This window comes from Thiomicrorhabdus hydrogeniphila, assembly GCF_054656895.1.
In genome coordinates, this window is record NZ_BAAHXL010000001.1 from 1,491,901 (window position 1) to 1,512,518 (window position 20,618).

Here is a 20,618-nt window from a genome sequence, read left to right on the forward strand (position 1 = left end):
AGGATAATATATTCTGCTTAAAAATTGAGCAGTAATGCTAAAGTATAAGACTTTATTAGTGTTTTTATAGTTAATATTTTATTACACACATGTTTATCCACAGTTAATGTGTATAACCTTTAAGATTAAGTTTACAGTAAAGAGGTAGTCGTATGACAAGTACAGGTTATAAATCTATTTTGGTAGCCGTTGATTTCTCTGAATACAGTCAAAATGCTGTAGCTAAAGCTTATGAAATTGCACAAGCTTTTCATGCTGAACTACGAATGGTGCACTTTGTTGAAATTCCAATCTACCCTGTTTTAGAGGACGTAGCGGTAATGGGAATGCCTGGTTTATGGGATGAAACAGCAAGCAAAAGTTTAATAGAGGCTTCAAACAAAAAACTGAGTGAATTAAGTGCGAAATTTAATATTAAAAAATATGAAGCCTTAAGTGGAATTGCAAGTGTTGATATTGTTGAATATGCCAACAATATTCAATGCGACTTAATTGTAATTGGCGCTCATGGTTTATCAGGTATACAACATTTAATTGGTTCAACTACAAATTCAGTTATAAATCATGCAAAGTGTGATGTCTTAGCGGTAAGAGTATCGGAATAAATCTTGAATCACACATTAACTTACACATTAACTTACACACTATCTATTTAAGCGATATTAAGGGTAAATGCAAAATGAATAAAGCGCCATATACTTTTAGAATTTTTCTGATTTCACTGTTGTTATTGGTATCAAACTACAGTTATGCCAATACGTTTCAAGTTGGTGAAACAGTCTTTGTTGCTTATCCAGCGGCAAATATAAAGGATGATGCTTTTATAGTCGGTAAGGTAAATAAAATTATGTCTAATGGTGATTTAAAGGTCGCTGTATTAGATTATGTTGAAGGTCATGACTATGGCGTGTCGTGCGTGCCGATGAGCAAAAATGATGTAGGTGAATCAATACCGTCAAATACCGATAATATATGGGATCTTTGGACTGATACTACAAAATTAGATAAACAGAAATTAGACTATGTTGTCTCTAAAAAAGATGTCTTAAAGCTAGGTAGAGGAAAAACCTATTTTATTGAAAGAAATAATCTATATATCGTTTTTGGACGATGGAAGTCTGATGCTCCAATGTTAAGTGCCGAACGAATGAGTGAAGCTGAAGGGCAGGCTAAAGAAAATGGTTTGGCAGGCATGATTCCGGCTTTTGAACTCGCAAAATTAGAGCGTAAAAGTTTTTATGGTGATTACGGGCGTCCTTTAATGCCTTTTGAATCTGTGGCACCCATGGTTAAAACGTTAAAAGCCTTAGAACAAGATTTAAATAAAAATGTGAGTTTTAAAAAATATTGGTTTGCTAAAGATAGGGATTGGAAAGCGATTTCTCAAAATACCAAAACGTATTTTTTAATGCAAGCTGCGGATAAAGTGCTGAGTGATGCAAAAGATTTGGTTTATGCGGATGGAGTAGAGAATGCTGCCCCAGAAGATCTGAAACAGCTTGATTTGTATATTAAAAGATTATCAAGAAAATAAGAGAAACAATTCTTTTATTAGATTAATGTTTGTTGTTATTTAGGATGGTGATAGTAAGTCGCATTTAAGTAATCTGCAACCTCAACGACCTCATCATCAAATAAACCAATATGTAAGTTTGTATTACATGAGGCTACTTTTTTTACTAGTTTATCGTAGGTTGTCGTTTTAGCAGGATCATAAGGTTTAGCGGCATGACATTTCATGCAGTTTGCAGAAGCGTGAAGCTCTTTACCAGGCATGTCTTCTGCCATAGCGCTTACAGAAAATAAAGTAAAACCCAAAGTCGTAATGGGAAAAAACTTACTTATATTGAAAGATAATGTTTTATGGATATTTTTCATATGCTAGCCCTTATTTTGAGTGTTGTTTATTAAACTTCTAATATTACATTCTAATGATATTTAAGTTATTAGGTATCAATAATACAGATGCCTATTAAAATTAATTTAATACTAAAAAAAACAATGGATTATGAAGTTTAAGCATAGAATAATCCCCCCTTATGAATGAAAGCCTTTATGGCCAGAATAGATATAAAAGAGACCTTATGAGTGAAGTAACCTACATTAAAGGTAAAGATGCCTGTTTAGAAAATTCGATCAGTAAAATGCATTCAGTATTGAATGAAATGAATTTTGAGATTAAAGAAGCTTCTTGGTTAAATCCTGTTGATAATGTATTTTCATTACATATTCATGATAAGCGTTGTCCTGGCCTATTTACTAACGGAAAAGGTACGAGTCGAAAATCTACTTTAGCAAGTGCTTTGGGTGAGTATTTAGAGCGTCTATCTACCAATTATTTCTTTTCGGATTATTGGTTAGAGCAAGCTAAAATTCAAAATGACCAGGCCTGGTTATATTATCCAGATGAAAAAGTATTTACAGAAGAGACAATCAACCAATGCTTAACACCTAATTTATGGTCATTTTATGATCCCACGGGTGAATTAGGTTTTAATGAGTTATTGAGTTTTAATGATTCAGAAGAATTGGTTAGAGGGATTCCATTAGTTAATGCACACAATAATGAAACGGTGTATTTTCCAATGAATTTACTCAGTAATTTATATGCAAGTAATGGATTGTCGGCAGGTAATACGGCTTTAGAAGCCCAGGTACAAGGTCTTTCAGAAATTTTTGAACGTTGGGTAAAAAATAAGATTTTAAAAGAAAACCTTTGCTTGCCAGAAATACCCAATGAGGTTGTTAAAGATTTTCCTGCTGTTGTGGAAGCCGTTGCCGCGCTTAAAAAAGAAGGTATTGAAGTCTCAATGCGAGATGCTTCATTAGGCGGTGTGTTTCCTGTTATTAATGTAACACTTTTTGAGCAAAAAACAGGTCGTTGTTTTGCTTCATTTGGCGCACATCCTATTTTTGAAGTGGCTTTAGAAAGAACTTTAACAGAGTCTCTTCAAGGTCGTCATCTTGATGATTTAGATGGCTTTCAACTTCCCGTTTTTGATGCATTTGCCGTGGCTGAACCAGAAAATATAGAAAATCATTTTATTGATTCAAGTGGTTTAATACATGCTAATTTTATATCTCAAAACTACAATTACGATTTTGTACATTGGGATTTCTCGGGTGATACTTCAGAACAATGGGAAGTTTTATGTAAGCTTGTTCAAGAGCAGGGCGCAGAAGTTTATGTAGCAAACTATCATCATTGCGGTTTTGCAGCTTGCCGAATTATTGTGCCAGGTATGTCTGAAGTTTACCCAACAGATGAATTACTTGATAGTAATCAGAATATTGGCAGATTACTACGTGAAGCTTTGTTTGAGCTTCCAAATAATCAATCGTATATAGAACTTGCTGAATTAATCGACAACTTAGGGTTAAGCGATCATCAGGGGGTAGCCTCGTTAATTGGGTTGATGCCAGACCCAGGTTCTTTTTGGGCAGAAGTAAAGGTCATAGAATTAAAATTTTGGGCATTATTAGCAGCCAAGAATTTAGAGTCGGCTTTTGATGTCGTTCAAGATACTGTTTATTATGTGAATCCTAACAGTAAATGGATTGTTGTATACCAAGCTTTAAAATACTCTCTTGAAATGGTGTTAGAGAATCAAGTTGATAAAAGTGCGACCTGTTATTTGTTTGGTAAATCAGTGAGTGACCAGGCCTGGAAATTTATTGAAGGCAATGATGTTTTTGCAAATGAAGTTTTGGGTATGAGTATATTTGAATGTTCACAAAGGCATCAGGCATTAATAAAAATATATAAGCTTGCAAATAACGTCAAAGTGAATGGGTTAAGTTAGTTTATTAAGCAATAAAATAATTAACCCCATATTTTATACATAAAAAAATCACATAAAATTATGTGCTTTTTGAGTAACTCTATAGAGCAAAATAGTTTTAATTTAAACGTATCTCATCTATTCGTTTATAACTAAAAATCATAGATTAAAGTTAACATCGTTTGTGTGTCAGTCTCTTTTGTTCCAGCAGCTGGGTTAGTGTTATGACGATACTTATAAGTTGCTTTTAAGTTCATCTTTTCTGCTACTTTTATTTTAAAACCTGTATTACTTTCTAGCTTAGTGCTGTTTTCACCTGAGGTGACAGATAAATCTTGAGTAAATTTAACCTGCTCATTGATTGCATGGTTAAAGTCTAATTTTGCTATACCAACCGTTTGTGAGTCGCTTTTAGTACCTTGTGTACTGTAATCGGTGTTTTGATAACCTAAACCAATTTCGCCATTTAAAGAGGTGTCTTTTGTTTTATATAAAGACTTACCTAGACCAATAGAGAAAGTGCTGTCTAAATCAATATCAGCAAATTTATCTTTCTCAAAACGAGCGCCAATAAAGCTGTAATAACTTTTGTCAGCATTGTAGTAACGGTTACCTTGTAAATCGACAATATAGCGTTCTTCTGTCTGTGTGCCATCTTCTGATTTATAGTTACCTTCAATCAAAGATTTTAACGTGTAGTTTTCCTGAGTATAGTTAAGTTTTAAAGCTCCGTAAAAAGCGGTGTTTTCAGTGTTACCCGTGCTGTTACTAAAACCAAGTTCACCAGAACCAGAAAGGCCGTTAGAAGTATTAGAATTAGCGTGCGCATTTACTGAAAGAGCCATAAAGGCCAGTGCAAATAAAGATTGAATTGTAGTGTTTTTCATAAATTAAAACTCCTAAGAATTATAGCCTGTATATGTTTCAAGTTTTTATAGTCTATTTAAAAGAAGTAGAGGATTTTAAAGGGAAAATTAATAAACGCAACTTTTTAAGGCATAAGTTTTTATAATTAATTCGTAATAATGGGTACTTTTCTATAAAATTTATAGGCAATTCGTCCACTTAAACAAGCAATTTTGGTAAAATACCATTAATTTAATCACCCTCTAATACTAGAATGTAGGCTTTACATGACAGAGGTTTGATATAAGATCAAAACGTTTTTTTAATCGCAGTGTAAGAGATAGCAACTAACGGCTAGTTTCATACTGTTTTTTATAAAGATGCAAAAGGTTTTATTGATATCCAAATTTGTTTTGTTTAACGCTTTAAATGTATTGATTTAGTTGGAATAAAAAAATATGAAACTTGATTTTTTAGATTTTGAACAACCTATAGCAGAACTAGAAGCTAAAATTGATGAGCTACGTCATCTAGATGGCGACGATATGAACCTTTTGCAAGAGATATCGGCACTTGAAAAGAAAAGTAAAAATCTAACAGAGTCTATTTTCAAAAAATTAACAGATGTAGAAATCGCAAAAGTTTCTCGCCACCCTCAAAGGCCTTATGCACTTGACTATATTGATAGTATCTTTACAGATTTTAAAGAACTTCATGGTGATAGAGCGTTTGCAGATGATGAAGCCATTGTTGCGGGAATTGCTCGTTTAGATGGTGAATCAGTCATGGTTATAGCCCAAGAAAAAGGGCGTGATACTAAAGAGAAAATTCGTCGTAATTTTGGCATGCCTCGTCCTGAAGGTTATAGAAAAGCATTGCGTTTAATGAAAATGGCCGAACGTTTTGGGCTGCCTGTTTTGACTTTTATTGATACTCCTGGTGCTTATCCTGGTATTAATGCTGAAGAGCGTGGTCAAAGTGAAGCTATTGCGCGTAACTTGATTGAAATGTCTGAACTTAAAGTTCCTATTATTTGTACCGTGATTGGTGAGGGTGGTTCTGGTGGAGCCTTAGCAATTGGTGTGGGTGATGTTACTATGATGCTTCAATACAGTACGTATTCAGTAATTTCGCCAGAAGGTTGTGCTTCTATTTTATGGAAAAATGCGGCGAATGCTGCAGACGCCGCTGAAGCATTAGGTATTACAGCCACCCGTTTAAAATCTCTAGGACTTGTAGAAGAGATTATTCCTGAACCTCTTGGTGGTGCTCATCGTGATTATCAATTGTCTGCCAATAATGTAAAACAAGCATTGGTGAATCAATTGAATACGTTAAAAAATAAACCAATTGATGAATTGGTTGAAACACGATACCAACGTTATATGGGTTTTGGAAACTTTGAAACGGCATAAAGCTTGTAATCAATTCCATTTAATAAATAATTATCTCAACGTTTTATTTTGAGGTAATTATGACCCTTTCAAATTCGCTATCTAATTCTTCAGTTACTAAGTCAGTAAATGAATTTTTACCTCAAGTGCCTAATAAATCAATTGTTTTTATTGCCTTTAGTGGTGGTTTAGACTCAACCGTTTTACTGCACTCTATTAATCAACAATCCTCTAAACAGAATAAGCAATTAGTATTAGTTGCTCTTTATGTTGATCATGGTTTGCAGGCCGAATCCAAGGAATGGTTTAAGTTCTGCCAAGCTTTTTGTCAAAAACTCTCTGTTGAGTTTCATGGTTTAAAGGTTACTGTAAAACATACTCAAAGAAAGGGCGTAGAGGCCGTTGCTAGAGCTTTACGTTATCAGGCTATATTTGCTTTTATTGACAATTATTTGGGTGATTCCAAAGAGAATGCTTTTTTATTAACGGGTCATCATCAACGTGACCAAGCAGAAACGGTTTTACTAAACCTCTTTAGGGGTGCCGGGGTGAATGGCCTTTCTGCAATGCTGCAGAATAAAAAAGTGACAACAACCAATAATCACTCCGTGTTTCATTCTAGACCAATATTACATGTGCCTTATTCTGCTATAGAGCAATATGCAAAAGTTCATTCGCTTTCTTACGTTACGGATAAAACGAATTTTGAGTTAAATTATAAACGTAATGTCGTTCGCCATACGGTTTTACCAAAACTTAATGAAGTGTGGCCACATGCGCAATCAGCCTTAGACAAAACGGCTCTTCATTTACAAGAGGCGAGTGAATTATTGGATATATATGCAAAAATTGAGTTGAGTGAATCCGAATCTTCAAACTATTTTTTTAGCTTTAAAGATTTTATAGAGTTTTCTTGGGTAAGACAGAAAAATACCTTGCGTTATTGGTTTAAAATCTATTGGCCAGAGATTATTCTTAGCCAAAGCCACTATGATTGGATAAAAGAATCCTTAATGGAGTTTGCTCAAAGTCAAAATCATAATTTTTGTTATGAGCTACCACAGGGCGTTTTAAGGGTTTATCAAAATAGACTTTATTATCTTAAAAATAACCCTAATAGTTATTGTTTTAGTGTAAATGAATTTGATGATTATAAAAAGGTTGAAGGTAATAAGGAAAATGGTAACTTTTGTTTTAATTTCAACTTGTTGAATGAGTTATCTAATGTAAAAATTAGATCAATTTCACAAGATGACTTAGTCCATAGAAAAGCTTTAAAACGTTTTTTTCAAGACAATAAAATCCCTGTTTGGGAAAGAAAATTTTGGCCTGTATTGCTCGTAAATGAAAAGATTGTGTCTGTACTTGGTTGTAATAATGCACTAAAGACATCTTCTTTAGAAAACTCAACAAACTCGCCAGAATCCATTTTATGTGTTTCTCATGCACAGCGTATTTCTTGGATGGGGATTGTTTAATATTAAATGAGATGTTTGCTTTTAAGGATTTACACGCTTGATTCCTATTCATCGTTTGAAAAACAAGCCTAGTAAATTCTAATTAATTCATTGCTGAAAATACAGTATTACGCTATAATTCCCTTCCATTCTGATAGCTTAAATCGTAATTTCAAAACTTCAAAAAGTGTTTATTGATGACTAAATTTATTTTCGTAACAGGTGGTGTAGTTTCCTCTCTAGGAAAAGGCATTGCAGCGGCCTCTTTGGGTGCATTATTAGAGGCTCGTGGCCTTAAAGTTAGTATGCTAAAGATGGATCCGTACATTAATGTTGATCCTGGGACTATGAGTCCTCTACAGCACGGTGAAGTTTTTGTAACCGATGATGGTGCTGAAACCGATTTGGACTTAGGTCATTATGAACGTTTTGTTCAGCGTAATTTTACGCGTAGAAACAGTTTTTCTACAGGCCAAGTTTATGAAACGGTTATTCGTAATGAACGTCGTGGCGATTATCTAGGTGGAACAGTTCAGGTTATCCCACACATTACGGATGAAATTAAAAAGCGTATTCAGAGAGCGGCATCAGGATTTGACGTTGTTCTTGTTGAAGTTGGTGGTACAGTAGGTGATATTGAATCTTTACCTTTTCTTGAAGCCATTCGTCAATTAAGTATTGAAGTAGGGCGTGATCGAGCTTTATTCATGCACTTAACTTTATTACCTTATATTGCTGTAGCCGGTGAAGTTAAAACAAAGCCTACTCAACATTCAGTAAAAGAATTAAGATCTATTGGTATTCAGCCTGATATTTTAATCTGTCGTTCAGAGATGGAACTTCAAGAGAGTGAAAAACGCAAAATAGCATTATTTACTAATGTTGAAGAGAAAGCGGTTATTAGTTCACTCGATGCCAATACTATTTATGCCGTACCAAGAATGTTGCATGAACAAGGCTTGGATGAGTTAGTTGTTAAAAAACTAGGTATTGATGCAGGAGCTATTAATCTATCTGACTGGGATGAAGTTGTTCATGCTCAGTTAAACCCAGATAAAGCTGTTGAAATTGCCATGGTTGGTAAATATGTCGATTTAACAGAAGCTTATAAATCTTTAATTGAATCCTTAATTCACGCGGGTATACACACAAACACCCGAGTTAATATTGATTATATTGATTCAGAATCCCTAGAAACTGACGGTATTGATGTATTAAAAAATAAAGATGCTATTCTTGTTCCAGGTGGTTTTGGTGAACGCGGTGTTGAAGGTAAGATATTAGCTATTCAATATGCACGTGAAAATAAAATTCCTTATTTAGGTATCTGTTTGGGTATGCAAATGGCCGTGGTTGAATTTGCACGTAATGTTGCTGGTTTAAAAAATGCACACAGTAGTGAGTTAGATGCCGAAACACCATATCCAGTTGTTGCTTTAATTACTGAATGGACTGATGAAGATGGTAATAAAATAGAAAGAACTGAAGATGCTGATTTAGGCGGAACCATGCGTTTAGGTGGCCAAAATTGTGTATTAAAAGCCAATACAAAACTTCGTGAAGTCTATGGGGAAGATGTTATTCGTGAAAGACATAGGCATCGTTATGAAGTGAATGACGGTTATATTCATAAGTTAGAAGAAGCAGGTCTAATTATTTCAGGACGTTCTGAAGATGGTAACTTAGTAGAAACGATTGAAGTGGCTGATCACCCTTGGTTTATTGCATGCCAATTCCATCCAGAATTTACATCAACACCACGTAATGGGCATCCGTTATTTACAGCGTTTGTTCAAGCCGCAAACACCTATAAAGCAAAAGGGTAATAAATATGAATTTATGTGGTTTTAATGTTGGTATCGACCAGCCGTTCTTTTTAATTGCAGGTCCTTGTGTTATTGAATCTGAACAATTAGCGATTGATACAGCTGGGCAGTTAAAAGAGATGACGGATTCTTTGGGGATTCCGTTTATTTATAAATCTTCTTATGATAAAGCGAACCGCTCTTCTACTAAGAGTTTTAGAGGTTTGGGCGTTGAAGAAGGTTTGCGCATTTTACAAAAAGTTAAAGATGAAATTGGTGTGCCTGTTTTAACGGATGTACATGAAGATACACCATTAGAAGAAGTGGCTTCAGTTGTAGATGTTATGCAAACGCCAGCTTTTTTGGTACGCCAAACTAATTTTATTCAGAATGTTTGCCGTCAGGGTATTCCTGTAAATATCAAAAAAGGTCAGTTTCAAGCACCTTGGGATATGGATCAAGTTGTTGCTAAGGCTCATGAAGTAGGCAATGAAAATATTATGGTATGTGATCGAGGCACCTCTTTTGGATACAACACTTTAGTTTCTGATATGCGCGGACTTGCTTCAATGCGTTCAACAGGGTGCCCAGTTGTTTTTGATGCAACACATTCGGTACAACAACCAGGTGGACAAGGCACGACTTCTGGCGGACAAAGAGAAATGGTTCCTGTGTTAGCCAGAGCGGCCATTGCGGCTGGTGTTTCCGGTATCTTTATGGAAACTCACCCAAATCCTGGAAAAGCATTGAGTGACGGGCCTAACATGTGGCCAATTAATAACCTTAAGCCATTGCTAGAAACACTAAAAATGTTAGATGATACCGTTAAAAAACAAGGTTTTATTGAAAATAGTCTATTAAATAAATAAGCTTTATTCATGTATGAATGTCATCTTGACGTCATATAAAAAAATTATAATAAATCCGATTACATAAAAATTTAAAAGAAGTAGGAAGTTAGAATGTCATTAATTAAAGATATTAAAGCACGTCAAGTTATTGATTCTAGAGGTAACCCAACAGTTGAAGCTGATGTGATTTTAGAGGATGGGTCAATTGGCCGTGGTATTTCTCCATCAGGCGCATCAACGGGTTCTCGTGAAGCAATTGAATTACGTGATAATGATAAGTCTAAATTTGGCGGCAAAGGTGTCCTAACTGCTGTAAATAACATTAATACTGAAATTAAAGCAGCATTACTTGGTAAAGATGCAACGAATCAAGCGGCTATCGATGCTGTTATGATTGATTTAGATGGTACACATAACAAAGCACGTTTAGGTGCAAACGCTATTCTTGCTGTATCGATTGCCACAGCTCAAGCCGCTGCACAATCTAAAGGCTTACCTCTGTACGCATACCTAAAAACAGATACCTATAAAATGCCAGTACCAATGATGAATATCATTAATGGTGGTGAACACGCTGATAACTCGGTTGATTTTCAAGAGTTTATGATCATGCCAATTGGTGCGCCAACCATGTCAGAAGCTATTCGTTATGGTGCAGAAGTTTTTCATGCACTTAAAAAAGTACTGCATGACAAAGGTTACAATACATCAGTAGGTGACGAAGGTGGTTTTGCACCAGACCTTAAGTCAAATGAAGAAGCGCTAACCGTTATTTTAGAAGCGATTGAAATTGCTGGATATAAAGCAGGCAAAGACATTATGATCGCTATGGATGCCGCTTCATCAGAGTTATACAGTGATGGTAAATATAATTTAGGTTCAGAAAATAAAGTATTAACGTCAGAGCAAATGGTTGATTTACTTTCTAGTTGGGTAGATAAATATCCAATTATCTCAATTGAAGATGGTTTAGATGAATCTGATTGGGATGGTTTTAAATACCAAACAGAAAAAGACGGTAAACGTTTACAGATTGTAGGTGATGATTTATTTGTAACGAATCCTAAAATCTTTGCAGAAGGGATTGAAAAAGGGATTGCAAACTCTATCCTAATTAAAATCAACCAAATTGGTACTTTAACAGAAACATTTGAAGCGATTGCTATGGCTAAAGAAGCAGGTTATACCGCTGTTGTTTCTCATCGTTCTGGTGAAACAGAAGATACCGTTATTGCTGATATCGCCGTTGCTACAGGTTGTGGTCAAATTAAAACAGGTTCTTTATCACGTACAGACCGTATTGCAAAATATAACCGTCTGATTCGTATTGAAGAAGAATTAGGTGCAGAAGCGGTTTACCCAGGTAATGATGCTTTTTATAACCTTAAGTAATTTTAAGAAATGATAATTTACCAGGCCTGGTAATGTGAAAAAACTCTATTTAGCATTAGCTATCCTGATTGTAATATTACAAGTTCGTCTTTTGTCCTCCGAAGGAGGGCTTGGCGAACTTTTTTCGTTACAGGAACAGTTAAAAACACTTGAAAGTTCTTTGGAAGAGCAGCGTTTAATTAACGCTAAACTTGCTGAAGAGGTTAAGTCACTTCAATCAAATCCATTGTCTATAGAAACCTTAGCAAGACAAAATCTTGGTATGGTAAAAAAAGATGAAGTATTTATAAAGGTGATAGAGCTTAAACCTGGTGATGTATCAACGAAGACAAAATTATCAGTAAACAATCAAGTTGAAGCTAAGTCGAGTGATAGTGGTTCTTCAGAATAATCGTTCTATCAAAACCGTATTATTATCCCGTTTATTGCTGATCTACTAATGGATTATGATTTTGCTTTAAGCAAAATATTTACCGCGCCTGTTCCGCCTTGCTTTTCTGGAGCGCTGGCAAAAGCGATAACGTTTGATGTTTTACGTAAAATAAGGTTTACCAAGTTTTTTAGTGCGGGAAATTCATCATTTGAATTGTAGCCTTTGCCATGAATAATTCTAATATGACGCAATTTTTCATGGCTTGCTTGGTTTAAAAATGCAATGATTTCATTTTCTGCTAAATCCATTGTTAAGCCGTGTAAATCAAGGCAATTCTGTATTGAGAATTCACCTTTTTTAAGCTTGCTAATCTCTTGAATTCTTAAGCCTTTTTGGTAATAAAGTAAGTTTTCAAATGCCGTAAATTTGGCAATATGCTTACCTTTATAAAGATCTACAGGTCTAACGGTTTCAAGCCTATTTTGTGAAGTATTGTGTTTTTTTCGAACACGTTTAATCACTTCAGACTGTGACGTTTTATTTGTTGAATTATAAATGTTTTCAACTGTCTTTTTTTGAGACAGCGGTACAACATCTAACATCGCTTCTGTAAATAGGTTTTTATCTTCTTCTGACATCATTAAGACTATATAATTAGGCAATCCATTTGCTGGCAATGTCATGCAAGGTTGCGAATACAAATTTTCGATTTAATTTAAGGTATTGTACATTATGAAAATCCTACTCTCTAATGATGATGGATATTTTGCACCAGGAATACAGACCGTATTTGAAATGGTAAGAGAAAATTTAGATTTTTCGCGATTAGATATCGTTGCACCGGAACGTAACCGTAGTGCTGCCAGCAACTCTTTAACGCTACTAGAACCTTTACGTATGAATTTACATTCTAGTTTAAGTCATGACCCTAGAAGTCATGTATTTAGTGTTAATGGTACCCCAACAGATTGTGTGCACCTAGGCATGAATGGCGCTTTAGGTTATCAGCCAGATATCGTGCTTTCGGGCATAAATTCAGGCGCGAATATGGGCGACGATGTTTTGTATTCAGGTACGGTTGCTGCAGCAACAGAAGGCCGCTTTTTAGGCAAACCTTCTATTGCGATATCTCTTTGTGGTGATCAAAATTTTGATACAGCAGCAAATGTATTGTTACAAGTTTTTAATGATTTACCCAAACTGGCTTTAGAAGCAAATACCATTCTAAATATTAATGTACCTGATATCCCTTTAGAGCAATTAAAAGGTATAAAGGTAACCCGTTTAGGTAAACGTCATATTTCAGAGCCTATTGTTAAGCAAACTGATCCAAGAGGTTTACCCATTTATTGGATTGGGCCAGCGGGTTTGGCGGCTGACGCAGGTGAAGGTACGGATTTTTATGCCGTTGAACATGGCTATGCATCTATTACGCCACTTAAAATAGATTTAACGCATTATGAAATGCTTGATGCTATGCAAACTTGGGAAAAGGGGTTAAGTGTTGGCTAAAACCAAAAGCTTTATTACTCAAACTCACTTTATAGCGTTATTACTTGCATGAAATACCCTAATTTAGCATTTGAACATTATCAAGGTGTAGGCATGACCTCACAGCGCACTCGTAACCGTTTAGCCGAACGGTTAATTGAAAAGGGTGTTAGAGATGGTCCCGTTCTTAATGCAATAAGAGTTGTGCCACGTCATTTATTTATTGATGAAGCTATGGCTTCACGTTCTTATGAAGATACTGCGTTACCAATAGGGTATGGACAAACTATCTCTCAGCCTTGGGTGGTTGCAAAAATGACTCAATGGCTTCTCGAAACGCATCAACCAATCAAAAAAGTGTTAGAAATCGGCACAGGTTCAGGTTATCAAACCGCTATTTTATCCCTTTTAGTTAATCAGGTTTACAGTGTTGAGCGCATTCAACCCTTATCAGATAAAGCGCAAGTTACTTTAAATAAGCTCAAACTGGATAATATTGAATTTTCACTAAGTGATGGCCATTGGGGTTGGTCAGAAAAAGCGCCTTTTGATGCCATTATTTCTGCTGCATCACCTGAAGAATTACCTATAGAACTTATTCATCAACTTAAAATGGGTGGCCGTTTGGTTATGCCGATTGGCGGTTTAGAACAAAAGCTATATGGCTTTGTCAAAACGCCGAGCGGTGTTACAAAAACTTGTTTAGGAGAGGTTATGTTTGTCCCTATGAAACAAGGAGTTGAGGTGTGAAAATATTTACCCCTTTATATGATCTAGCCATTAAATGGTCTAAACACAAACAGGCTCCTAAATACCTGTGTGGACTGAGTTTTGCAGAGTCTTCTTTTTTTCCTATTCCACCTGATGTTATGCTTATGCCAATGAGTTTAGCTCAACCGCAAAAAGCATTTTATTACGCCTGGTTAACCACTTTATTTTCTCTGTTAGGTGGGGTTGTAGGTTATTTGCTTGGGTACTTGGCAATGGATTTATTAATGCCAACAATAGAGTCTTTAGGCTACGCACACAAAGTACAAGAGGTAAATGCTTGGTTTATTGAATACGGTGTTTGGATTGTCTTTGTTGCGGGTTTTAGCCCAATTCCTTATAAGCTTTTTACCTTAAGTGCCGGTGCAAGTGCTATGGCATTTATTCCATTTATTATTGCTTCCTTTTTTGGTCGTGGCGCACGTTTTTTTCTAGTTGCGGCATTAATGCGCTGGGGAGGGCAAAAATTTGAAGCAAGTATTCGAAAATGGGTTGACTGGATTGGCTGGACCTTAGTACTATTAATTATCATTTATATTGCTTATAAATCCTTTATGTCTCATGATTAATCATAAGAGAATTTTAAGTAATCAAAATTATCCGTATTATTCAAGGGCGCTTTTCTACAAGGGTCTACCATCGAAATAAAGAGAAAAAGATTTTATTATGTCTGTTATGACTCTATCAAGAGCAAAAAAAATAACGCTTACCTGCTTTGCAACCGCTTTATTAAGTGCCTGTTCTTCACCTCTTAAGTATGAACCAAGAGATGAACAATCATTCACTAAAAGCACCTCAAATAAAACGGGTATAAACCTTTGTCGCTCTCCTTATATTGTAAAACCCGGTGATACCTTAAGTGGTATTGCTGTGGATTGTAATGTCGAAATGCAAGAGATTGCTCACTTAAATCACCTTTTGCCACCTTATATTATTTATGTAAAGCAAGAACTTGTGTTGCCTATAAAGCAGATGGAAGAGCAACATTCAACTGAGAAAAAATCTGTAGCAAAAAATACGGTTTATCACCAAAAAACAGAAAAAACTCAAGCTAAACAAACAAATAATCATGTTTCATCATCTACTAAACCTGCTAAGCCAGTTAAAAAAGAAAGTACGGCTAGAGCAATTGAATTATCTGATAATAAAACGTCTAAAACGCATACAAAAAGTAATAGCAAAAGCAATAAATGGCAGTGGCCAATGCAAAAAGGTTTATCGTATAAATATCTACGAGATAGTGCAGGTTTATCTGTTTTAGAGATTTATGGTGTTCCAGGCCAAAGAGTCAAGGCGGTTGCCTCTGGAAAGGTTGTGTATGCAGGTGATGGCATTATTAATTATGGCTGGATGTTAGTGATTAAACACGATAACGATTATATGTCTATTTATGCTCACAATAGCGCATTATTGGTTAAAGAGGGTGATTCGGTTGATGCGGGTCAAACCGTAGCAACAATGGGAGCTACGGGTAATACTAAAAGACCAAAACTCTACCTTGAAGCAAGGTATCAAGGACGTAAAATCGACATTAAGAAGATGTTAAAACCGTAATTATTAATGAAGGTATATTAAGGTATATTAATAAAGTTTTTTAAATTTTATAAAAACTACGATTTACTAGGCCTGGTATGCCAGTGGGTAAAGATACTTTGTAAGCATAAAATTAAATCTAAAAAGAGTTTAAATTTGCATACAAACTTAGCGTTAAGACATGATTAAAGCTAAAACAATATCTCTGTCTTCTGTTGTAAGTACGTTATATGTTCTACAAGCAGCATCGTTTGCCATCACTTCTAAGCCGACACCTTTAGAAACACAATATGCAAATAACTTAGGCTCTGGAAAAGTTTGCTGTTCTCCCGTTCCTAAAATAATAACTTCAGGTTTTTCTTCTAGTAATGAGTCCAATAACTCGGTGGTTAAGTTATCAATACTTAAACATGGCCAGCTTTCTTCAACCTTTGTTTGAGTCATATAACAACTCTGAGTCAATTCTAAATTATTTACTTTTACCAGGCCTGGTTCATAACGTTTAACGGCATAAACATTTGAGTCTCGGTGTTCAGTAAATTTCATTGGTATACCTCTAAAAATGAGTAAGTTATGTTTATGATTATAGCGAATTGTTTGTTATAGAGTTTGATTCATGTGTTCTTATCTTTAACATCCACCCATTCGTTAATTAATATAAATGAAGTGTAATTTAAAAAAGTCATTAAAAATATTCATATGAACCCTAAAAACAGTCTTTAACTAAAGATTTTCAATTGACGTAAAAAATGGATGCTGTATCATAATTCCTTTATCTATTTTCCTCTCAAAAGCTGTAATTACGCCCTTACTTAGGTTTAAGTAAAATCAAGTTGAGTAAACTCAACTTAAGTAAATGTGGTGACAATTTCGGCATTTATTTTTTTAGCATAACCAGTTCATATTGATAGAAGGTGTACTTCCCGTGGCAGACGATTTTCAAAGAATAAACAGACTTCCTCCTTACGTGTTTAATATTGTTGGCGAATTAAAAGCCGAAGCCCGTCGTAGAGGGGAGGATATTATCGATTTTGGTATGGGTAATCCAGACCAGGATACACCAAAACATATCGTTGATAAGCTGATTGAAGTCGTTCAAAGAGAAGGTACTCACCGCTACTCTGTTTCTCAAGGGATTCCTCGTTTACGTAAAGCCATTTGTAACTGGTATAAAACTAAATTTGATGTAGATCTTGATTATGAAACCGAAGCCGTTGTAACTATTGGGTCAAAAGAAGGTCTTGCGCATTTGGCTATGGCTACAGTTGATAAGGGCGATACCGTTTTAGTCCCTAACCCAGCTTACCCAATTCACCCTTATGGATTTGTTATTGCTGGTGCCGATATTCGTCATGTAAAAATGACACCAGATGTTTGTTTTTTTGATGAGCTAGAAAAAGCGATTAAAGAGTCGTGGCCAAAACCAAAAATGTTAGTGCTTAACTTCCCCGGTAACCCAACAACTCAGACTGTTGAGCTAGATTTCTTTGAAAAAGTTGTTGCCATTGCCAAAGAACATAATATTTGGGTTATTCATGATTTAGCTTATGCGGATATTGCTTTTGACGGTTATAAAGCACCTTCTATTATGCAAGTAGAAGGGGCCAAAGACATTGCCGTAGAATTTTATACCTTATCTAAAAGTTACAATATGCCAGGCTGGCGTGTTGGTTTTATGGTGGGTAATAAAACTTTAGTTAACGCCTTAAAACGTATGAAATCTTATTTAGATTACGGTACCTTTACGCCAATTCAGGTTGCTGCTATTGCTGCTTTAGAAGGGCCGCAAGAGTGTGTTCAAGAAATTTCAGACATGTATAAATTACGTCGTGATGTACTTTGCCAAGGACTTAACTCTATTGGCTGGGATGTTGTGCCACCTAAAGCAACTATGTTTGTGTGGGCGCCAATTCCAGAAGAATATAAAGCGATGGGCTCAATTGAATTCTCTAAAAAATTACTGAGAGAAGCAAAAGTTGCAGTATCGCCTGGTGTTGGTTTTGGCGACTACGGTGATGATCATGTTCGTTTTGGTCTAATTGAAAATGAACACAGAATTCGTCAAGCTGTTCGTGGCATTAGAGACATGTTTAGACAAGACGGATTAATTAAACAAGATTAAATAGAGATTTTTGCGTGAAAAATAAAGTAAATAAAAACCGCAAGCGTTAACGTTTAGCAACAAAATTTAACTAAGCACGGTTTTTATTATGCTACTGGATCTCGCAAATCTCTTTTTAAATATATATTTAAAAGAACAAACAAAGAATAATCGTTAGGAAACAAAAGAATGAAGACAGTTAAAATAGGATTGCTTGGATTAGGTACTGTTGGTGGTGGAACTGTTGATATTTTAACAAACACCATGCCTGAGATAGAAAGACGCCTTGGTCAAAAAATTGAAGTAACGATTATTGCTGTACGTGATTTAAATCGCCCACGCTCTGTTGATACAACCGGTATTATTTTAACTGACAATACCGAAGAAGTCGTTAATCATCCAGATGTTGATATTGTGGTTGAATTAATGGGCGGTACAGGCCTGGCAAAAACATTATTAGAAACGGCAATTAAAAATGGTAAACACATTGTAACGGCAAATAAAGCGTTAATTGCCGAACAGGGTAATGCTATTTTTGCACTTGCTAAACAACATAATGTTATTGTGAATTACGAGGCAGCGGTAGCAGGGGGGATTCCTGTTATTAAAGCCGTTCGTGAAGGTCTAGCTGCCAATAAAATAGATTGGATTGCCGGGATCATTAACGGAACAGGCAACTATATTCTTACCGAAATGAAAAAGCCTGGTGCAGATTTTGCCAAGGTGCTTAAGGTCGCCCAAGAACTAGGCTATGCAGAAGCCGACCCAACTTTTGACGTTGAAGGTATTGATGCGGCACATAAATTAACTATTTTGGCTTCTATTGCTTTTGGTATTGAACTGCAATTTAATAAAGTTTATACCGAAGGTATTAGCAAAATCACGGCGGATGATATTCGTTTTGCGCAACAATTGGGCTATGAAATCAAACATTTAGGTGTGGCAAGTCGTGCAGAAAATGGCTTTTCATTACGTGTTCACCCAACCCTTGTACCTAAAGATGTATTAATCGCAAATGTAAGCGGTGTTATGAATGCGGTTATGGCAAAAGGTAACCATGTTGGGCCAACTATGTATTATGGTCCTGGTGCAGGTGCTGGGCCAACAGCCAGCTCTGTTGTTGCAGATATTATTGATATTGTACGTTGGAAAAACCAACCGCAAGAAGATCAAGTACCCGCTTTAGGTTTTATTTCTGATCAACTAGAGTCTGTTCCTGTGGTTTCTATTGATGAAATAAGTGCCTCATATTATATTCGTTGTTTGGCTAAAGATCATTCGGGTGTTTTAGCAAGAGTAAGTTCCATTTTTGCGCAGTGTGATATTAGTATTGAACACATGCTGCAAGAACCATCATCCGAAAAATCAGACGATGCAACCTTGGTTATTATTACCAATGAAGTTAAAGAAACTAAAGTGAATACAGCTTTAGCAGAGTTAGCGGCATCAGCGGATATTGAAGGTGAAATTCAAAGAATTCGTATCGAAACTTTGGGTTAAGTTAATTGAGTTAAGCTCATTAACTTTATCTAAAAAGTCGGGCTTGCCCGGCTTTTTTATTGCACAATACAATGTAAATACGCAATTGCTTAAAAATTAAAATGATTACTAATTATAAGAATTTGCACAAGGAGATAACCGTTGTCACAAGCCGTAACTCTATGGGCACCTGATTTACTTAATGTATTAAGGGTCAAAGAAGCTAAAGAAGCCTTGGCACAAATTACATTACCAGGCCTGCAATTTTTATTAGCAAAAGGTGATAAATTTTTAGCTAAACCACAATCTTTTTATGAACAAGCAAGCTATCTTTTTCATCAACCTATTTGTTTGCCTGAAGCGGCTACACAGGCTTCTATAGAAGTAGAAGCATTTAATCAATCGCACTTTTGGCTGAGTGTTGATCCGGTGCAAATGATTCCAGATAGAGATACATTGGTCTTAATACCTGGTGATAGTTTGCAAATTACCGAGCTAGAATCTCAAGCACTTTTAGCCAGCTTTAATCAGCATTTTGCAGATGACCAGGTGCAGTTAGTTTGGGCAAGCCCAACGCATTGGTATTTATCTATAGTGCAACCGGTTGATTTACATACCATGCCATTAGAAAAGGTTGCCTTTCAATCTGTAAATAGATTTTATCCCACAGGTAATGCGGCGCAATATTGGCGTCAATTGCTTAATGAAACACAAATGTTATTTTATACCAACCCAATTAATGAAAAACGCAGAGACATGGGTGAGCCAGACATTAATAGTGTTTGGGTTTGGGGTGAAGGTAAAATCGATTTAAACCAAATTAAGCAAAGAAAAGATGCGGTAATTTGGTCTAATAATATCTATTTGCAAGGGATGGCAAAATTAACAGATGCCCATTCTATGCCCAATGCCAAAAATTACCAGGCCTGGTTAAATCAAACTCAACAAGATTTACCTGCAACAATCAGCAAACATCTTATTCATTTAGGTGATGTTTCTGATAGTTTGGACAAAATGCAAATGTCAGAATGGATTGATGTACTCAAACAATTAGAAAAAGAGTGGTTTGCGCCATTAGTACAAGGTTTAAAGCAGGGCACTATTGATTCATTGTTGCTTGATTTAGGACAAGAAAATCGCACCCACTTACAACCCAATCACTTAAAACGTTTTTGGCGATTTAAGAAAAAATTGGCTTGATTGAGTACAAAAAGCCTCCTCAATTTCGAGTATAATTCGCTCTAATTTAAAGAGGTCTTTACATGAGACAAATGGATAGATAAAACGGGGTAAAATTTACCTAGCTATTCTATCTTTCACTCATGCAAAGGTCTCTAATTATTAAA

General features: G+C 35.6%; 20 protein-coding genes. 16 read left to right on the forward strand and 4 right to left on the reverse strand.

What is annotated here, in order from left to right; all coding sequences use genetic code 11:
• Positions 1 to 152 precede the first annotated feature (152 nt).
• Positions 153 to 605, forward strand: coding sequence for a universal stress protein (locus ACYQ0E_RS06725; RefSeq protein WP_460187474.1), 453 nt, complete (start codon positions 153 to 155; stop codon positions 603 to 605).
• Positions 606 to 679: 74 nt separating this feature from the next.
• The gene (locus ACYQ0E_RS06730; protein WP_460187475.1) at positions 680 to 1,534 is read left to right on the forward strand and encodes a hypothetical protein; all 855 of its coding nucleotides are present in this window, start codon (positions 680 to 682) and stop codon (positions 1,532 to 1,534) included.
• A gap of 35 nt (positions 1,535 to 1,569) precedes the next feature.
• Here the strand turns inward: ACYQ0E_RS06730 and ACYQ0E_RS06735 are convergent, their stop codons facing one another.
• On the reverse strand, positions 1,570 to 1,878 hold the full coding sequence (locus ACYQ0E_RS06735) for a hypothetical protein (protein ID WP_460187476.1): 309 nt from the start codon (positions 1,876 to 1,878) through the stop codon (positions 1,570 to 1,572).
• Positions 1,879 to 2,084: 206 nt separating this feature from the next.
• Here ACYQ0E_RS06735 and ycaO point away from each other — a divergent pair, with 206 nt between their 5' ends.
• Positions 2,085 to 3,803 (forward strand): 30S ribosomal protein S12 methylthiotransferase accessory factor YcaO, encoded by a 1,719-nt coding sequence (gene ycaO / locus ACYQ0E_RS06740; RefSeq protein ID WP_460187477.1) that lies wholly within the window; start codon positions 2,085 to 2,087, stop codon positions 3,801 to 3,803.
• A 131-nt stretch (positions 3,804 to 3,934) separates the two neighbouring features.
• On the opposite strand, the gene ACYQ0E_RS06745 is transcribed toward ycaO, so the two are convergent.
• Positions 3,935 to 4,669, reverse strand: coding sequence for a DUF481 domain-containing protein (locus tag ACYQ0E_RS06745; RefSeq protein ID WP_460187478.1), 735 nt, complete (start codon positions 4,667 to 4,669; stop codon positions 3,935 to 3,937).
• Between the two features lie 417 nt (positions 4,670 to 5,086).
• Between ACYQ0E_RS06745 and ACYQ0E_RS06750 the strand changes: the two genes are divergently transcribed.
• The 6 genes from ACYQ0E_RS06750 (at position 5,087) to ACYQ0E_RS06775 (ending at position 11,918) form a co-directional block, all read left to right on the forward strand.
• Positions 5,087 to 6,043, forward strand: a complete 957-nt coding sequence (locus ACYQ0E_RS06750) for an acetyl-CoA carboxylase carboxyltransferase subunit alpha (protein WP_460187479.1) — start codon at positions 5,087 to 5,089, stop codon at positions 6,041 to 6,043.
• 59 nt (positions 6,044 to 6,102) lie between these two features.
• Positions 6,103 to 7,500 (forward strand): tRNA lysidine(34) synthetase TilS, encoded by a 1,398-nt coding sequence (gene tilS / locus ACYQ0E_RS06755; RefSeq protein ID WP_460187480.1) that lies wholly within the window; start codon positions 6,103 to 6,105, stop codon positions 7,498 to 7,500.
• A gap of 176 nt (positions 7,501 to 7,676) precedes the next feature.
• A complete protein-coding gene (gene pyrG / locus ACYQ0E_RS06760; protein WP_460187481.1) occupies positions 7,677 to 9,305 on the forward strand; it encodes a CTP synthase in 1,629 nt (542 codons plus the stop codon).
• A gap of 5 nt (positions 9,306 to 9,310) precedes the next feature.
• Positions 9,311 to 10,153, forward strand: coding sequence for a 3-deoxy-8-phosphooctulonate synthase (gene kdsA, locus ACYQ0E_RS06765; RefSeq protein ID WP_460187482.1), 843 nt, complete (start codon positions 9,311 to 9,313; stop codon positions 10,151 to 10,153).
• Positions 10,154 to 10,246: 93 nt separating this feature from the next.
• Positions 10,247 to 11,527, forward strand: coding sequence for a phosphopyruvate hydratase (eno, locus tag ACYQ0E_RS06770; RefSeq protein ID WP_460187483.1), 1,281 nt, complete (start codon positions 10,247 to 10,249; stop codon positions 11,525 to 11,527).
• A gap of 34 nt (positions 11,528 to 11,561) precedes the next feature.
• A complete protein-coding gene (locus ACYQ0E_RS06775) occupies positions 11,562 to 11,918 on the forward strand; it encodes an FtsB family cell division protein (protein WP_460187484.1) in 357 nt (118 codons plus the stop codon).
• A gap of 53 nt (positions 11,919 to 11,971) precedes the next feature.
• On the opposite strand, the gene ACYQ0E_RS06780 is transcribed toward ACYQ0E_RS06775, so the two are convergent.
• Positions 11,972 to 12,583: a Smr/MutS family protein gene (locus tag ACYQ0E_RS06780; protein WP_460187485.1), complete on the reverse strand. Its 612-nt coding sequence runs from the start codon at positions 12,581 to 12,583 to the stop codon at positions 11,972 to 11,974.
• Between the two features lie 49 nt (positions 12,584 to 12,632).
• On the opposite strand from ACYQ0E_RS06780, the gene surE reads away from it, so the two are divergent.
• The 4 genes from surE (at position 12,633) to ACYQ0E_RS06800 (ending at position 15,713) form a co-directional block, all read left to right on the forward strand.
• Complete coding sequence (gene surE / locus ACYQ0E_RS06785; RefSeq protein WP_460187486.1) at positions 12,633 to 13,412, forward strand: 5'/3'-nucleotidase SurE; 780 nt, start codon at positions 12,633 to 12,635, stop codon at positions 13,410 to 13,412.
• A gap of 48 nt (positions 13,413 to 13,460) precedes the next feature.
• Complete coding sequence (locus ACYQ0E_RS06790) at positions 13,461 to 14,141, forward strand: protein-L-isoaspartate(D-aspartate) O-methyltransferase (protein WP_460187487.1); 681 nt, start codon at positions 13,461 to 13,463, stop codon at positions 14,139 to 14,141.
• Complete coding sequence (locus tag ACYQ0E_RS06795; RefSeq protein WP_460187488.1) at positions 14,138 to 14,728, forward strand: YqaA family protein; 591 nt, start codon at positions 14,138 to 14,140, stop codon at positions 14,726 to 14,728. The genes ACYQ0E_RS06790 and ACYQ0E_RS06795 overlap by 4 nt, the downstream gene beginning before the upstream one ends.
• A 97-nt stretch (positions 14,729 to 14,825) precedes the next feature.
• Positions 14,826 to 15,713: a peptidoglycan DD-metalloendopeptidase family protein gene (locus tag ACYQ0E_RS06800; RefSeq protein WP_460187489.1), complete on the forward strand. Its 888-nt coding sequence runs from the start codon at positions 14,826 to 14,828 to the stop codon at positions 15,711 to 15,713.
• Positions 15,714 to 15,866: 153 nt separating this feature from the next.
• Here the strand turns inward: ACYQ0E_RS06800 and ACYQ0E_RS06805 are convergent, their stop codons facing one another.
• Positions 15,867 to 16,238, reverse strand: coding sequence for an Mth938-like domain-containing protein (locus ACYQ0E_RS06805; protein WP_460187490.1), 372 nt, complete (start codon positions 16,236 to 16,238; stop codon positions 15,867 to 15,869).
• Between the two features lie 379 nt (positions 16,239 to 16,617).
• Between ACYQ0E_RS06805 and alaC the strand changes: the two genes are divergently transcribed.
• The 3 genes from alaC to ACYQ0E_RS06820 all read left to right on the forward strand — a co-directional run bounded on the left by alaC (position 16,618) and on the right by ACYQ0E_RS06820 (position 20,472).
• On the forward strand, positions 16,618 to 17,814 hold the full coding sequence (alaC, locus tag ACYQ0E_RS06810) for an alanine transaminase (RefSeq protein WP_460187491.1): 1,197 nt from the start codon (positions 16,618 to 16,620) through the stop codon (positions 17,812 to 17,814).
• 168 nt (positions 17,815 to 17,982) lie between these two features.
• Positions 17,983 to 19,293, forward strand: coding sequence for a homoserine dehydrogenase (locus ACYQ0E_RS06815; protein ID WP_460187492.1), 1,311 nt, complete (start codon positions 17,983 to 17,985; stop codon positions 19,291 to 19,293).
• Between the two features lie 141 nt (positions 19,294 to 19,434).
• Positions 19,435 to 20,472, forward strand: a complete 1,038-nt coding sequence (locus ACYQ0E_RS06820) for a hypothetical protein (RefSeq protein ID WP_460187493.1) — start codon at positions 19,435 to 19,437, stop codon at positions 20,470 to 20,472.
• Positions 20,473 to 20,618: the final 146 nt, after the last annotated feature.

Coding starts and splice junctions, on each gene's coding strand:
- ACYQ0E_RS06725 (WP_460187474.1), top strand. CDS start 153: ATGACAAGTACAGGTTATAAATCTATTTTGGTAGCCGTTGATTTCTCT.
- ACYQ0E_RS06730 (WP_460187475.1), top strand. CDS start 680: ATGAATAAAGCGCCATATACTTTTAGAATTTTTCTGATTTCACTGTTG.
- ACYQ0E_RS06735 (WP_460187476.1), bottom strand. CDS start 1,878: ATGAAAAATATCCATAAAACATTATCTTTCAATATAAGTAAGTTTTTT.
- ycaO (WP_460187477.1), top strand. CDS start 2,085: ATGAGTGAAGTAACCTACATTAAAGGTAAAGATGCCTGTTTAGAAAAT.
- ACYQ0E_RS06745 (WP_460187478.1), bottom strand. CDS start 4,669: ATGAAAAACACTACAATTCAATCTTTATTTGCACTGGCCTTTATGGCT.
- ACYQ0E_RS06750 (WP_460187479.1), top strand. CDS start 5,087: ATGAAACTTGATTTTTTAGATTTTGAACAACCTATAGCAGAACTAGAA.
- tilS (WP_460187480.1), top strand. CDS start 6,103: ATGACCCTTTCAAATTCGCTATCTAATTCTTCAGTTACTAAGTCAGTA.
- pyrG (WP_460187481.1), top strand. CDS start 7,677: ATGACTAAATTTATTTTCGTAACAGGTGGTGTAGTTTCCTCTCTAGGA.
- kdsA (WP_460187482.1), top strand. CDS start 9,311: ATGAATTTATGTGGTTTTAATGTTGGTATCGACCAGCCGTTCTTTTTA.
- eno (WP_460187483.1), top strand. CDS start 10,247: ATGTCATTAATTAAAGATATTAAAGCACGTCAAGTTATTGATTCTAGA.
- ACYQ0E_RS06780 (WP_460187485.1), bottom strand. CDS start 12,583: ATGACATTGCCAGCAAATGGATTGCCTAATTATATAGTCTTAATGATG.
- surE (WP_460187486.1), top strand. CDS start 12,633: ATGAAAATCCTACTCTCTAATGATGATGGATATTTTGCACCAGGAATA.
- ACYQ0E_RS06790 (WP_460187487.1), top strand. CDS start 13,461: ATGAAATACCCTAATTTAGCATTTGAACATTATCAAGGTGTAGGCATG.
- ACYQ0E_RS06800 (WP_460187489.1), top strand. CDS start 14,826: ATGTCTGTTATGACTCTATCAAGAGCAAAAAAAATAACGCTTACCTGC.
- ACYQ0E_RS06805 (WP_460187490.1), bottom strand. CDS start 16,238: ATGAAATTTACTGAACACCGAGACTCAAATGTTTATGCCGTTAAACGT.
- ACYQ0E_RS06815 (WP_460187492.1), top strand. CDS start 17,983: ATGAAGACAGTTAAAATAGGATTGCTTGGATTAGGTACTGTTGGTGGT.